This window comes from Amycolatopsis sp. NPDC033938 (assembly GCF_055575975.1).
Genome location: NZ_JBVIRO010000003.1, coordinates 194,208 through 208,059, shown reverse-complemented (window position 1 = coordinate 208,059; position 13,852 = coordinate 194,208). Strand labels below are relative to the sequence as shown.

The window sequence follows — 13,852 nt, the reverse complement described above, 5'->3', positions numbered from 1 at the left end:
CTCACTCGAACGGACGCAGGCCGATGAGACGTTCATGACCGGCGTGGCGGCTTGCCAGGTAAAAAGGACGGGCGTACTGTTTTAAGGGACGAACGAGGTGTGCCATCCCGCGTCCGGACCTACGGTGGGGGTGCGCAAGACTCGCTCCCGGCCGGCCCGAACGGCCTGGAGAACTCACCGAACTGACCCGCCACTGGAGTTAGAAGTGACTGCACCCGCCAGCAAGGACAGCTTCGGCGCCAAAGACACGCTGAAGGTGGGCGACGCCTCCTACGAGGTGTTCCGCCTGAACAAGGTCGAGGGCTCCGAGCGCCTTCCCTACAGCCTGAAGATCCTGCTCGAGAACCTGCTGCGGACCGAGGACGGCGCGAACATCACCGCCGACCACATCCGCGCGCTCGGCAACTGGGACGCCAAGGCGGACCCGTCGATCGAGATCCAGTTCACCCCCGCCCGCGTGATCATGCAGGACTTCACCGGCGTGCCCTGCGTCGTGGACCTCGCCACCATGCGCGAGGCCGTCACCGACCTCGGCGGCGACCCGGACAAGGTGAACCCGCTGGCTCCCGCCGAGCTGGTCATCGACCACTCGGTGATCATCGACGTCTTCGGCCGCGCCGACGCCTTCGAGCGCAACGTCGAGATCGAGTACGAGCGCAACCGCGAGCGCTACCAGTTCCTCCGCTGGGGCCAGGGCGCCTTCGACGAGTTCAAGGTCGTCCCGCCGGGCACCGGCATCGTGCACCAGGTCAACATCGAGCACCTCGCGCGCACGGTCATGGCCCGCAACGGCCAGGCCTACCCCGACTCCTGTGTCGGCACCGACTCGCACACCACGATGGTCAACGGCCTCGGCGTGCTGGGCTGGGGCGTCGGCGGCATCGAGGCCGAGGCGGCCATGCTGGGCCAGCCGGTCTCCATGCTCATCCCGCGGGTCGTGGGCTTCAAGCTCACCGGCGAGATCCCCACCGGCGTCACCGCCACCGACGTCGTGCTCACCATCACCGAGATGCTGCGCAAGCACGGTGTGGTCAGCAAGTTCGTCGAGTTCTACGGCGAGAGCGTCGGCGCCGTGCCGCTGGCCAACCGCGCCACCATCGGCAACATGAGCCCGGAGTTCGGCTCCACCGCGGCGATCTTCCCGATCGACGAGGAGACCGTCCGCTACCTCAAGCTCACCGGCCGGTCCGAAGAGCAGGTCGCGCTCGTCGAGGCCTACGCCAAGGAGCAGGGTCTCTGGCACGACCCGTCGCACGAGCCGGAGTACTCCGAGTACATCGAGCTGGACCTCTCGACGGTCGTCCCGTCGATCGCCGGCCCGAAGCGCCCGCAGGACCGCATCGAGCTCACCGACGCGAAGAACTCCTTCCGCAAGTCGATCCACGACTACGTCGGCGGCGAGCAGGACACCCCGCACACCAACGTCGACGAGGCCGTCGAGGAGTCCTTCCCGGCCAGTGACCCGGCCGCCCTCTCGTTCAAGGACGAGGGCTCGGTCGACATCCAGTCGGCGGCGAACGGCCACAGCGGCCGCCCGAGCAAGCCGGTCAAGGTCAGCACCTCCGACCGCGGCGAGTTCGTCCTCGACCACGGCGCCGTGGTGATCGCCTCGATCACCTCGTGCACCAACACCTCCAACCCGTCGGTCATGCTCGGCGCGGCGCTGCTCGCCCGCAACGCGGTCGACAAGGGCCTCGCGGTCAAGCCGTGGGTCAAGACCTCGATGGCGCCGGGTTCGCAGGTCGTCACCGACTACTACACCAAGGCCAACCTGTGGCCGTACCTGGAGAAGCTGGGCTACCACCTGGTCGGCTACGGCTGCACCACGTGCATCGGCAACTCGGGCCCGCTGTCGGACGAGATCTCCGCGGCGATCCAGGAGAACGACCTCACCGCGGTTTCGGTGCTCTCGGGCAACCGGAACTTCGAAGGCCGCATCAACCCCGACGTGAAGATGAACTACCTCGCGTCGCCGCCGCTGGTCATCGCCTACGCGCTCGCCGGCACGATGGACTTCGACTTCGAGAACCAGCCGCTCGGCCAGGACACCGAGGGCAACGACGTCTTCCTGAAGGACATCTGGCCCTCGGCCAAGGAGATCCAGGAGACCATCGACTACGCGATCACGCAGGAGATGTTCACCAAGGACTACGCCGACGTCTTCGACGGTGGCGAGCGGTGGAAGTCCCTGCCGACCCCCGAGGGCAAGACCTTCGACTGGGACGCGGAGTCCACCTACGTCCGGAAGCCCCCGTACTTCGAAGGCATGAAGGCGGAGCCGTCCCCGGTCACCGACATCTCCGGCGCGCGCGTGCTGGCGAAGCTGGGCGACTCGGTCACCACGGACCACATCTCCCCCGCCGGCGCGATCAAGCCGGGCACCCCGGCCGCGCAGTACCTGACCGAGCACGGCGTGGAGAAGAAGGACTTCAACTCCTACGGCTCGCGTCGCGGTAACCACGAGGTCATGATCCGCGGCACCTTCGCGAACATCCGGCTGCGCAACCAGCTGCTGGACGACGTGCAGGGCGGCTACACCCGCGACTTCACCCAGGACGACGCCCCGCAGGCGTTCATCTACGACGCGGCGCAGAACTACGCGGCGCAGGGCATCCCGCTGGTCGTCCTCGGCGGCAAGGAGTACGGCTCCGGTTCGTCGCGTGACTGGGCGGCCAAGGGCACCTCGCTGCTGGGTGTGCGCGCGGTGATCACCGAGTCGTTCGAGCGCATCCACCGGTCGAACCTGATCGGCATGGGCGTCATCCCGCTGCAGTTCCCGGCGGGCGAGTCGGCCGCGTCGCTCGGCCTCGACGGCACCGAGACGTTCGACATCTCGGGTATCACCAAGCTGAACGAGGGCGAGACCCCGCGCACGGTCCACGTCACCGCGACGAAGACCGACGGCACCAAGGTGGAGTTCGACGCGGACGTCCGCATCGACACCCCGGGTGAGGCGGACTACTACCGCAACGGCGGCATCCTGCAGTACGTCCTGCGGAAGATGACCCAGGCGTAAGCAGTCCACACGTGAAGGCCCCTTTCCCCGCCCTTAAGGGAAAGGGGCCTTCACGTATTTTCGGTACCGTGCCTTATGACCTCGGGGAGAATCCACGTCGAAAACGGTGAGCTGGCGTACGAGATCCGCGGTGCGGGCGACCCGGTGATCCTGGTGCACGGCGGCATGCTCGACTCCCGCATGTGGGACGCCGAGATGACGGCGCTCGAACGCGGCTACACCGCCATCCGCTACGACGCCCGAGGGCACGGCGAGTCGTCCACGCCCACCGAACGGTTCAAGCACTACGAGGACCTGCGCGCGCTGATGACCGCGCTCGGCCTCCCCCACGCCTCCATTGTCGGTCTGTCCGGCGGTGGACGGATCGCGGTGGACTTCGCGCTCACCTATCCGGACCTCGTCGACAACCTGGTCCTCGTGGCCACCGGCCTCAGCTCGATGACGATGAAAGACCCCTTCGTCGTGGAGCAGAACAGGAAACTCGAGGAGGCGGGCACCGCGGGCGATCTCCCCGCCGCCATCGAATGCGTCCTGCGGATGTGGGTCGACGGTCCCCGGCGCGCGCCGGAGGACGTCGATCAGCGGGTCCGGCGGCTGTGTCAGGAGATGTACACGCAGACGATCGTGCGGCATGGGCTCGCCGGCTTCACGCTGATGGACGAGCTACGGGCCATCGAGCGCACCGGCGAGCTGCCCCCGCGCACGTTGACTCTGGTGGGCGAGGTGGACGCGTCCGACATCCACGATGTCGCCGATCAGATCGAGCGCGAGGCGCGCGACGCCCGGAAACTGGTCGTTCCCGGGGTCGCGCATATGATCAATCTCGAGAAGCCCGCCGAGTTTTCCCGGATCCTGCTGGATTTTCTGGCCGGATCCTCGTGAGTGGCCATAAGGCTTCTTCTCAGTTCAAGCGCCAGGGCCCCGGCAAAGTCGTGGAAGGGCAGGCAGGCGACTATGCCGCCATGCACGGTTCGACGTGGGGTCGTGAGTGGCGATTCGGGTTAGAACACTCAATAACACTCACGACCCTCTCGCGAAACCGTGCAACTTACCCAAACCGGGCGCATTTGCTTCGCGAAGTGTCCCTTATGGACAGTCAAGAGCCGGGTGAGGCCCTTTCGCGGAACTGCTGTGCCACGTCACCTCAGGCACCATCCCGCCCGGGCACGCCACCTTTGCCTTACCCCACAGCAACCCTCACGAGACCCCGCACTAGGCCGCCTCGCGCTCGTCTTGGTGATCGGGACGGCGGTCCACCACCCGGCCCAGCGGGCGCAGGAGCACGTTGACCCCGACGATCACCACGGTTCCCGCGAGCGCGACGACGTAAAGCCCCGCTCCCGCAAGGGATCCGACGGCCGCGGAGCACCACAGCGTGGCGGCGGTGTTGAGGCCGCGCACGTTCAGCCCGTCCCGCAGGATCACCCCGGCGCCGAGGAATCCGATACCGGAGACGATCTGGGCGGCCACCCGCGTCGGGTCGGCGTCACCGCTGGTGTTCAGCCCGCCGAAACCGTGGGCGGACAACAAAACGAAAAGGGTGGCGCCGACGGCGACGAGGGCGTTGGTGCGGAGACCGGCCATCCGGGCGCGGTACTGACGTTCGATGCCGATGACCTCGCCGAGGCCGACGCCGGTGCCGACCCTGAGCAGCATTTCGAAGGTGTTCATGATTCCGGCTCTTTTCTGGCGTGCGTACACAAAGCCAGACAGGGAAAGGAGACCGGAGAAGGTCAGCGCACCGCGCACACGGGTGAACGGCGACCGCTTCCGGTCGATCCAGAACTGTCTTCCGGCATGTGCCGCTCACCTCGCTTTCGTACTCGAACGGTGTTGATCAACCTTCGGAGGCTACCACGCCGCTCAGGGCGTCCAGCGCACCGCGACCGCGCCGGAGCGGCCGACGATCACGCCGTTGACGTTGATCGAACTCGCGAAGGTGATGGTTCCCGGCCCTGCTCCAGCCGCCCTTCCGAGGTCGGTGAGGCTTCCGTCGGAATTCCAGCGCACAGCGGTGTAACGACCCTCTGTGTCCTTCGACATACCGACCGCGGTGTGGTCCGGGCCCGCTGCCCGCGCTTCGCTGTCCGGCTTGTCGGTGACCGGGAAACCACCGAGATCGGTCACCGAACCGTCCGCCTTCCACCGGGTGGCGGACACGCCGTAGCTGCCGCCGATCGAACGCTGCACCGTGCCGACGATCGTCCCGTCGGCGCCGATGCCGAACGCCTTCGCGTAGTAGCCCGACGGCAGGTACTGCAACCCGGTGACCGTCCCGTCCTGGGCCCAGCGGGTCGCGTGCGTCTGGTAGTCCTTCGCGGTCGACCAGCCGGCGATGGTGCCGTCGTCGGCGATCGCCGCGCCGCCACCGGAGGTCCCGCCGGGGAGGGTGGCCAATTCGGTCACCTTGCCGTCGGTCCCCCAGCGGACCGGCTTCCCGTAGTAACTCGAAGACGACGCCGAGCAGTAGCCGGTGATCTGACCGGTCGCGTTGATCGCGTCCGCCTGGCAGTACGTCGTTCCCGCGAGGGAGTCCAGGACGGTGATCCCGCCGTCCGGCGCCCAGCGGACGGCGCGCTGGCCCGTGCTGTTCGACGACAGGCCGACCACCGTTCCCGCGTTGTTGATCCCGGTGGCCTCGCTCCGGGTGTCACCGGCGGCGGTGCCGAGATCGGTGACCTTCCCGTCGGCGCTCCAGCGGACGGCGTGGGAGGTGTCGCCGGCCCTCGACCATCCGACGGCCACGCCGCTGTCGTTGATCCCGGCGGCGCCGGCGATCGAAGAACCGGACAAGGCGGGCAGTTCGGTGAGTGCCGGTGCGGCCGAGGCGGAGCCGGGAACGAGGACGGCCAGCGCGACGGCGGACACCCCACCGATGGACAGCATTCTCTTGGTACGCAAAGTCTTTCCTTCCCCCGGGAGGCGGCGAACACCGCCGAACAAGATCACTCTAACAACGGGCGGTCTCCGCGCTCCAGATCATTTCCGGCTTCGGAAAAACGGGAGGAAACGACCTCAGGACGGTGAGCCGAACGCCTCGCGGATCGTGTCTCGCAGCCAGCGCTGGGCGGGGTCCGCGTCGAGCCGGGCGTGCCAGAGCAGCCGGACCTCGACCTCCGGCAGTTCCGCGGGGACGGGGAACCAACGGATCCCGAGCGACCGGCCGTACTGCTCCGCCAGCCGCTGAGGCACCAGCCCGATGTAGTCGCTCGACGCGACCAGGAACGCGGCGACCGCCGAGGTGGGGACGACGGCCGCGACGCGGCGGCGCAGCCCCTCGGCCTCCAGGACGTCGTCGAGCGGTCCCCGTATGCGGCCTCGCCGGGAGGCCGAAACGTGGGGATACCGGCAGAGTTGCGCGAGCGTCGGGCGGCGGGCGCGGCCGAGCGCGCCGTCGGCCCTGACGATCGCGACCACTCGTTCGCGGTACAGCAGCACCGAGCGGATGTCCGGTGACGCGATCTCGCCCGCGCCGATGTCCAGGTCGACCGAGCCGTCCCGGAGCGCCTCGGCGCTCTCGCTGCCTTCCGCGACGAACCGCAGGACCACGCCCGGCGCGACGGCCGCGGTCGCTTCGACGGCCGCCGTCGCCAAGGTCGCGGCGACGCCGTCGTTGATGCGGATGGTGAACGTGCGCTCGAGATCGCCGATCGCCAGCTCCCGGTCGGCGCTGATCAAGGCCGACGCCTCGTCGAGCAGCGACCGCACGCGCGGGGCGATCCGGAGCGCGAACGGTGTCGGCACCATCCCACGCCCCGCGCGCACGAGGATCGGATCCCCCATCGCCCGGCGCAGGCGGCTCAGCGCCCGGCTGGTCGCGGGGATGGACAGGTGCAGGCGTTCGGACGCCGCGGTGACGCTGCCGTCCCGCAGCAGCGCGTCGAACACCCGCAGGAGGTTGAGGTCCAGCTGATCGACCATAGTTGCATCGTACGCAAATAGTCGTTGCCAAAGTTGCGTCGCGCGAATAGGCCGCTGATCCCTAGCGTCATGGACATGTCACTTCGTCTTCAGCTTCGCGACGACCCCGCCGCGCCGGACGATCCGGCCGTCCGGCGCGGTCTGCTCGCCGTCATGTGCGCGTGCGTCGTGCTCGTCGTCGGAATGGTCGCCGCGATCAACCTCGCGGTCCCGATGCTCGCCGCGAGCACCTTGAGCCCGTCCGCGTCGGGACTGATCTGGATCGTCGACACCTACGTCGTCTTCTTCGCCTGCCTGGTGATCCCCGGTGGTGCCGCGGGCGACCGCTTCGGCCGCAAGGGCGTCCTGCTCGCCGGTCTCGCCCTGTTCGCGATCGGCGCGCTGCTCTCGGGAATCGCACCGAACGTGCCCGTCCTGCTGGCCGGCCGCGCGATCACCGGGGTCGGCGCCGCCGCGATCCTGCCGAACACGCTCGCCGTCCTCCTGCACGCGGTGCCCGCCGAGCACAAGGGCAGGACGATCGCGACCTGGGCGTCCATGACCGGGATCGGCGGCGTCGCCGGAAACGTCGGCGGCGGGGCGGTGCTTTCCGGCGGGTCGTGGCGCTGGCTGTTCGCGGCCGCCGTCCCGATCTCCTTGGCGCTCGCCGCGTTCGTCGCCAGGATCGCGCCGGTGTCGGCGCGCCACGACCGCCGTCTGGACCTGCCGGGCACCCTGTTGCTCGTCGGCGCGTCGGTCGCGCTGCTGCTCGGTATCGTCGAGGGACCGGAAGCGGGCTGGGGCAGCCCGCTCGTGCTGTCCGGATTCGCCTGCGCCGCCGTCCTGTTCGCCGGGTGGACGCTGGTGGAACTGAAGACCGCGCATCCGCTGATCGACCCCCGGCTCTTCCGCGTTCCCGCACTGCGGAGCGCGTGTCTCGGGATGACCGCGATCTTCTTCGGGATGTTCGCGCTGTTCTACGTCAACGCGTCGTTCCTCCAGTACGGCAAGGGTTTCGGGGTATTGGCGACCGGACTCGGCATCATCCCGCTGACCGTTCCGGTCATCCTCGGCGCACGACACGTCGGGCGGCTCGTCGAGCGCGCCGGCCTCGACACCACCATCGCCGTCGCGTTCGTCTTCGTCGGCGGCGGCCTCATCGGACTGTCCACAAGCGACACTCATACGCCGTACCTCGCCTACGCGGCCTGGCTCGTCGTGACCGGGATCGGTGTCACGCTTTCCTTGCCGACCCTGTCCGGCGCCATCTCCGGCGCGCTTCCCCCGGCACAGGCCGGGGTCGGCGCCGGTCTGCAGGCGACCACCCGCGAATTCGGCAGCGCGCTCGGCGTCGCGGTCATCGGCACCGTCCTCACCGGACGGTTCGTCGCCGCGCTGCCGCCGGACATCCGCGCGGACCACGATCCGCACACCGTCGCGCAGGCCCTCGCGGTGAGCGCGGCCGAACGGTCCCCCGAAGTGATCTCCGCGTTCGTCTCGAGCGCGAGCACCGCGCTGCGGGTGATCGGCGTCGGTGTGCTGGTCCTCGGCGCGCTCGTCGTCGGGCAATCACGTCTTTCCCGCACCCGCGGGAACCAGTAGAAGGAGTATTTCCGTGCACGTCTTCATCACCGGAGCGACCGGCTGGATCGGCTCGGCCGTCGTGGACGAGCTGCTCGACGCCGGTCACGAGGTCACCGGCCTCGCCCGCTCGGACGCGTCGGCAGCCGAACTGGCGGGCAAGGGCGCTGCCGTCCACCGCGGCGACCTCGACGATCTCGGCGGCGTCCGCGCCGCCGCCGATCAGGCCGACGCCGTCGTCCACCTGGCGAACAAGCACGACTGGACCGACCCTGCCGAGACCAAACGCTCCGAACGGGCCGCGATCGAGGCGATCGCCGACACGCTGGCCGGTTCCGGCCGCGCGTTCCTGTTCGCCTCGGTGCTGTCCGGTCTGGTGGCGGGACGCCCCGCCCTCGAGACCGACCCCTCACCGGCCGTCGGTCCCGATTCTCCGCGCGGGGGCAGCGAAAACCTGGCGCTCGAGTACGCGGAGAAGGGGATCCGGATCATCGGCGCCCGCTTCGCACCGTCCGTGCACGACGCCGGTGATCCCGGTTTCGTTTCGTCCCTCGTCGCGGCCGCCCGCACGCACGGCGTCTCCGGCTACCTCGGTGACGGCACCGTGTCCTGGGCCGCGGTGCACCGCACCGACGCGGCCCGGCTCGTCCGGCTGGGACTCGAAGGCGCGCCCACGGGTTCGCTGCTTCACGCCGTCGCCGAAGAGGCCGTCACGACCCGTGAGATCGCCGAAGCCATCGGTCGCACGCTCGGCGTCCCCGTGGTGTCGGTCGATCCCGAGAAGGCTACTGAGCACTTCGGTTTCGTCGGCAGGTTCTTCGGCTTGGACATGTCCGCTTCGAGCGCGCGCACCCGTGACCTCCTCAAGTGGACCCCGTACGGCCCGACCTTGGTCGGGGACATCGAAGCCGGCGCTTACGCCTGAAGGGAAGCACCATGTCCGAAGTGACCGCGTTCATGCTCGTGAAGACCACTCCCGAATGGCTCGGCCTGACGGTCGAACAACGGGTGGCGGCCTTCAAGACCGAAGTGCTCCCGGCGATCGAGAGCAAGGCGAAAGGAGTTCGTTCCCGCTTCTTCGACACCGAGTTCTACTCCGCGCGAGTGACCGACGTGTGGGTGTGGGAGGCCGACGACCATCACTCGTACCAGCTCCTCATCGAGGCGCTGCGCGAGACGCCCTTCTGGGACCGCTACTTCGAGATCGTCGACCTTCTCGTCGGCGTCGAGAACGCGTACGCCACGAACTACGGCTTGGACACCTACGCGAGCGTCGACGTCTGAGGCCAGAAGTCCGTGAAGGCCTCCTTCCCTACTCTCAAGGTAGGGAAGGAGGCCTTCACGGACTTGCACCTAGGTTCAGGCAGTGGCGGTTTCGAACGGCTGGACGTTCGGCTGGAACACCTGGCCGTTGGCCGGGACCTTCAGATCGATCAGGTAGTCGGCAGTCACCTTGTCCACCCCGAGCGAGTCACCCAGGATGCAGTGCCCGAAGGCGTCGACGGACAGCAGCCGGGCGTTGCCCAGCTCGGCGGCCATCCGCTTCGAGAACAGGTACTGGGTCGCCGGGTCGTAGTAGTTGCCGACGACCAGCACCGGGGTGTCGGTCTTGGCCTGCCACGGGCCGCGGTAGACGTCCGGGTTCTTCACCGGCCACACCGGGCAGCCCGCGACGTCGGAGAACGCCTGGTAGCGACCGAAAGTGGGCGATTCCTTCTCCCATTTCGCGGCGATCTCGGGGACCTTCTCCTGCTTGATCGTGATCTTCTTGTCCGAGCAGTTCACGGCGAAGTAGGAGTCGTCGCCCACGTACGGGCTGTCCGGGTTCGCGTCCGCACGCCCGTTCGCGCCCGACCGCAGCACCTTCAGCTCGACGGCCTGCGCCGTCTGCGTCTGCGCCGACGGCGGGTGGACGACGTTGTACAGCGCCTGCAGGTCGTCGGCCAGCGGCGGGAACGACGTCGGCGAGTACAGCACCCCGGAAACCGTGCTGGTGAACGCGTTGATGTCGTAGCTGCTGCCGTCCGGCAGTTTGATCGGCTGCTGACGCAGGTGGTCGCGGATCTCGTCGAACTTCTCCCGCGGCGTGCCCGCGCTGAACGAGCACTTCGGCCCGACCTGGGCGCACTTGCGGAGGAAGCCGTCCAGCGCGATCTCGAACCCGCGAGCGCGCTCGCGGTCGTACTGCACGCCGTCACTGGTGCGCAGTGCCGGGTCCACGTTGCCGTCGATGACGATCGCCCGGCTCTGCTTCGGGAACATCGACGTGTACGTCGACCCGATCAGGGTCCCGTACGAGAAGCCGACGAAGGTCAGCTTCTGGTCACCGACGGCGGCCCGCATCTTGTCGAGGTCGCGCACGACGTCCTTGGTGGACATGTGGTTCAGCAGCGCACCGGCGTTGTTCTTGCAGAACTGGCCGTAGTCCCGGTACGCGGCCAGCGTGCCGGAGATCTCCTGCCGCGACAGCGGCACGGGGACCTGCGCACCGAAGACGTCGTTCGCGTCTTCCTGCGTGGTGAAGCATTTGAGCGGGTTGCTGGCACCCACGCCGCGCGGGTCGAACCCGATCAGGTCGAACCGGTCCAGCACCTGCGGCTGGAAGTAGTTCGCCGCGCCGATCGGCATCCGGAACCCGGAGCCGCCGGGGCCGCCCGGGTTGAGGAACAGCGAGCCGACCTTCTTGTCCGGCGTCTTCGCGGCCCGCTTCAGCATCGCGATGTCGATGGTGCCGAGCGCCGCGTTGTCATGGTCGATCGGCACGCGATACCTTGCGCAGCTGTAGAACTTCGCCTGGTCGGCGGGAACACCGCGGATCTGGTCCGCCGTGCAGGCACCCCAGTTCACCGGCGCTGTCGCGCCGACCTGGGCGGCGGAGGTCCCGGCGTCCTGGGCGGCGACCGCGGTTCCGGGCGTCCCGGCCAGCGCGGCACCTGCCACGAGTGCCCCTACCAGTGCGAAACCGCGCACCGGCCTCCTTGTGGATCTCGGCAAAACGACTCCTCCCTCGGCTGGCGACGTGACGGACCACGTCGCACGATGCGCCGTCGACGTCACGGCGCGTAACACCAAGCGAGCCTCGCACAAGCGGGTAACCCAGTCACCGGCCGAAAGGATGGTACGAACCTATCGTGTGGTGGTCTTCAACTCGAAAATCGGTAACACACGGCGAGCGGATCGCTCCTCCATGGAGTAGCCCGGCCAGAACTCCAGCAGGAGCTTCCACATCGCGTCGTACTCGCCGCCGACGAGTTCCCTGGCCCTGACCGGGAACTCCTTACCGGCCAGCGCCACGACCGCGTCCGGGTTCGCCCGCAGATTGTGCGTCCACGCGGGATCGTTCGGCCTCCCCCAATTGGAGCCCACGAGCACGAGGTCCTCCCCGTGCGGGAAGTACAACAGGTTGGTGGCGCGAGGCAGCCCGCTCTTGCGGCCTGTCGTGGTCAGCCGCAGGGAAGGGAGCCCGGCCAGCGCGACCAGGCTCACCTTCCCGTTGAACAGGCGGTGGAGTTTCTTGTCCACCCAGATGATCCCGCCAGCGAGCTCCATCAGCCACGGTTTCGTGCCGAGCGCGCGAGCGAGGAACGTAAGAGGGTTAGCCACGCACAGATCTTGCCAGGCTCACCCCGAACCGCGATGCCGAGTCCGTCCACCATTTCTCCACCGCGAATCCGGCTTCGGCCAGTTCGGCGGCTATTCCCTCCCGCCGGAACTTCGCGGAGATTTCGGTGCGCACGTACTCACCCTCGGCGAACTTCACCAAAAGGTCGGCGCCCGGGATGTCGACGGTCAAGGACTCACGGGCCCGCAGGCGCATTTCGATCCATTCGTTCTCCTCGTCCCAATACGAGACGTGGTCGAAGGCGGCCGGATCGAAGTTCGCGCCGAGGCCGTTGTTGATCACGTGGAGCATGTTGCGGTTGAACTCGGCGGTGACCCCCGCCGCGTCGTCGTAGGCCTTTTCCAGCGTTTCCCGGTCCTTCACCAGGTCCGTCCCGAGGAGGAGCCACTCCCCCTCGTCGAGCACCTCGCGGACCGAGCGAAGGAAGGTCGCGCGGTCGGCGGGCAGGAAGTTGCCGATCGTGCCGCCGAGGAAGACCACCAGTCGCGGCCGATCGCCCGGCAGCAGGTCGAGATGCCGGGTGAAGTCCCCGACCACGCCGCGGACGTCGAGGGACGGGTAGTCGGCCGTGATGGCCTCCGCGGCTTCGGCTAGCGCGGTTTCGGAGACGTCGAGCGGCACGAACTCCTTCAGCGTGCCGTGGCTCGTGAGCGCGTCGAGCAGGAGCCGGGTCTTCTCACTCGACCCGGAACCGAGTTCGACGAGGGTGTGCGCGCCGGAGCTTTCCGCGATCTCCCCGCCGCGCGCGGCGAGTACCTCCCGTTCGCTGCGGGTCGGGTAGTACTCGGGCAGCGCGGTGATCTTCTCGAACAGTTCGCTGCCGCGCGCGTCGTAGAACCACTTGGGCGGCAACCACTTCTGGTCCGCCCCCAGGCCGGCACGGACGTCCGCGCGCAGCTGTTCGGTGATATCCGATTCGCTGTGGTGTACGTCGAGGTCCAGTTCGGTCATCGTGCCTCAGGGCTCCGATCGGCTTCGAGTGCGGTGTTTTCTTCGAGTGCGATGATCTCCACGCCGTCCCCGGTGACCCGGACGGCGTGCCGGTCGGGAACGGGCGTCCATCCGGCGACGTCGTCGCACGGTTCGGAAGCGACGACGACACCGCCGCCGAGGTCCCGGTAGGACAGCGAATGCGTCCAAGCCGTGCCGATGAGCGCCTTTCCGTCGGTCAACAGGAGGTTGAGCCGGGAACCCGGCCCCGCCTCCTCGACAGCGGTGGTCAGCCACCTGACGGCCCCAAGCGGGTCTTCACCCGCTTCGAGCCGCTCACGCAGCAAAGCCCACAGCAGCACCGAATCGGTCGTCGCTTCCAGGGTCAGCAGCCGGGTCACCGGCAGCTTCGCGGCCAGTTCGGCCATCGACTCCGGCCAGCCCTTGACCAGCCCGTTGTGGCTGAAGAGGAACGGGCCGCCGGTGAACGGCGCGTTGGCCGCCTCGACCACCGGCATCCCTGTGGTGCCGTTGCGGACCGCCGCCATGAAGGCGTGGGAGCGCACCGACCCGGCCAGCGCGGGCAGGTCCCCGTCCGTCCACAAGGGAGCGGCCCGGCGCAGTCGAACCGGCTCCGGACCGCCGACGTACCAGCCGAGGCCGTAACCGTCCGCGTTGACCGAACCGCCGCCCCGCATATCGGCCGGGGCGTAGGACTGCACGAGCAGCGAATGAGGGGCATGGAAGAGCACGTCGGCGGGCGAACGCGGCTCGCCGAGGTACGCGAGATGACGGCACATGCC

At 68.3% G+C, this 13,852-nt stretch carries 12 protein-coding genes; 5 read left to right on the top strand and 7 right to left on the bottom strand.

Going from position 1 to position 13,852, the window contains the following annotated elements; genetic code table 11:
• Positions 1 to 205 precede the first annotated feature (205 nt).
• Both acnA and ACZ5ZX_RS10905 read left to right on the top strand, forming a co-directional pair.
• A complete protein-coding gene (gene acnA, locus ACZ5ZX_RS10910) occupies positions 206 to 3,016 on the top strand; it encodes an aconitate hydratase AcnA (protein ID WP_465501802.1) in 2,811 nt (936 codons plus the stop codon).
• A 75-nt stretch (positions 3,017 to 3,091) separates the two neighbouring features.
• The gene (locus ACZ5ZX_RS10905; protein ID WP_465501801.1) at positions 3,092 to 3,898 is read left to right on the top strand and encodes an alpha/beta fold hydrolase; all 807 of its coding nucleotides are present in this window, start codon (positions 3,092 to 3,094) and stop codon (positions 3,896 to 3,898) included.
• A 330-nt stretch (positions 3,899 to 4,228) separates the two neighbouring features.
• Here ACZ5ZX_RS10905 and ACZ5ZX_RS10900 read toward each other — a convergent pair whose 3' ends face one another.
• The 3 genes from ACZ5ZX_RS10900 to ACZ5ZX_RS10890 all read right to left on the bottom strand — a co-directional run bounded on the left by ACZ5ZX_RS10900 (position 4,229) and on the right by ACZ5ZX_RS10890 (position 6,937).
• Entirely contained in the window at positions 4,229 to 4,687 is a 459-nt protein-coding gene (locus ACZ5ZX_RS10900) for an MgtC/SapB family protein (protein ID WP_465501800.1), read from the bottom strand.
• A 192-nt stretch (positions 4,688 to 4,879) separates the two neighbouring features.
• Positions 4,880 to 5,917 (bottom strand): hypothetical protein, encoded by a 1,038-nt coding sequence (locus ACZ5ZX_RS10895; RefSeq protein ID WP_465501799.1) that lies wholly within the window; start codon positions 5,915 to 5,917, stop codon positions 4,880 to 4,882.
• 114 nt (positions 5,918 to 6,031) lie between these two features.
• Entirely contained in the window at positions 6,032 to 6,937 is a 906-nt protein-coding gene (locus ACZ5ZX_RS10890) for a LysR family transcriptional regulator (protein WP_465501798.1), read from the bottom strand.
• Between the two features lie 153 nt (positions 6,938 to 7,090).
• Here ACZ5ZX_RS10890 and ACZ5ZX_RS10885 point away from each other — a divergent pair, with 153 nt between their 5' ends.
• From ACZ5ZX_RS10885 to ACZ5ZX_RS10875, 3 genes are read left to right on the top strand one after another with little or no spacing between them, the layout of a single operon-like run.
• Positions 7,091 to 8,518, top strand: coding sequence for an MFS transporter (locus tag ACZ5ZX_RS10885; RefSeq protein WP_465502164.1), 1,428 nt, complete (start codon positions 7,091 to 7,093; stop codon positions 8,516 to 8,518).
• A gap of 13 nt (positions 8,519 to 8,531) precedes the next feature.
• Positions 8,532 to 9,422: an SDR family oxidoreductase gene (locus ACZ5ZX_RS10880; protein WP_465501797.1), complete on the top strand. Its 891-nt coding sequence runs from the start codon at positions 8,532 to 8,534 to the stop codon at positions 9,420 to 9,422.
• An 11-nt stretch (positions 9,423 to 9,433) separates the two neighbouring features.
• On the top strand, positions 9,434 to 9,781 hold the full coding sequence (locus tag ACZ5ZX_RS10875) for a darcynin family protein (RefSeq protein ID WP_465501796.1): 348 nt from the start codon (positions 9,434 to 9,436) through the stop codon (positions 9,779 to 9,781).
• Between the two features lie 75 nt (positions 9,782 to 9,856).
• Here the strand turns inward: ACZ5ZX_RS10875 and ACZ5ZX_RS10870 are convergent, their stop codons facing one another.
• From ACZ5ZX_RS10870 to egtC, 4 genes are all read right to left on the bottom strand, one after another.
• Positions 9,857 to 11,467, bottom strand: a complete 1,611-nt coding sequence (locus tag ACZ5ZX_RS10870) for an alpha/beta hydrolase (RefSeq protein ID WP_465501795.1) — start codon at positions 11,465 to 11,467, stop codon at positions 9,857 to 9,859.
• Positions 11,468 to 11,623: 156 nt separating this feature from the next.
• Complete coding sequence (locus ACZ5ZX_RS10865) at positions 11,624 to 12,046, bottom strand: nitroreductase family deazaflavin-dependent oxidoreductase (RefSeq protein ID WP_465502163.1); 423 nt, start codon at positions 12,044 to 12,046, stop codon at positions 11,624 to 11,626.
• Positions 12,047 to 12,092: 46 nt separating this feature from the next.
• Positions 12,093 to 13,070 (bottom strand): L-histidine N(alpha)-methyltransferase, encoded by a 978-nt coding sequence (egtD, locus tag ACZ5ZX_RS10860; protein WP_465501794.1) that lies wholly within the window; start codon positions 13,068 to 13,070, stop codon positions 12,093 to 12,095.
• Positions 13,067 to 13,849: an ergothioneine biosynthesis protein EgtC gene (egtC, locus tag ACZ5ZX_RS10855; protein WP_465501793.1), complete on the bottom strand. Its 783-nt coding sequence runs from the start codon at positions 13,847 to 13,849 to the stop codon at positions 13,067 to 13,069. Before egtC ends, egtD begins: the two co-directional genes overlap by 4 nt.
• Positions 13,850 to 13,852 lie beyond the last annotated feature (3 nt).

Bases quoted from the DNA above. Each gene is read 5' to 3' on its own strand.
- egtC (WP_465501793.1), bottom strand. From the start codon at position 13,849: ATGTGCCGTCATCTCGCGTACCTCGGCGAGCCGCGTTCGCCCGCCGAC.
- ACZ5ZX_RS10905 (WP_465501801.1), top strand. From the start codon at position 3,092: ATGACCTCGGGGAGAATCCACGTCGAAAACGGTGAGCTGGCGTACGAG.
- ACZ5ZX_RS10890 (WP_465501798.1), bottom strand. From the start codon at position 6,937: ATGGTCGATCAGCTGGACCTCAACCTCCTGCGGGTGTTCGACGCGCTG.
- egtD (WP_465501794.1), bottom strand. From the start codon at position 13,070: ATGACCGAACTGGACCTCGACGTACACCACAGCGAATCGGATATCACC.
- ACZ5ZX_RS10875 (WP_465501796.1), top strand. From the start codon at position 9,434: ATGTCCGAAGTGACCGCGTTCATGCTCGTGAAGACCACTCCCGAATGG.
- ACZ5ZX_RS10865 (WP_465502163.1), bottom strand. From the start codon at position 12,046: ATGGAGCTCGCTGGCGGGATCATCTGGGTGGACAAGAAACTCCACCGC.
- ACZ5ZX_RS10885 (WP_465502164.1), top strand. From the start codon at position 7,091: ATGTGCGCGTGCGTCGTGCTCGTCGTCGGAATGGTCGCCGCGATCAAC.
- ACZ5ZX_RS10900 (WP_465501800.1), bottom strand. From the start codon at position 4,687: ATGAACACCTTCGAAATGCTGCTCAGGGTCGGCACCGGCGTCGGCCTC.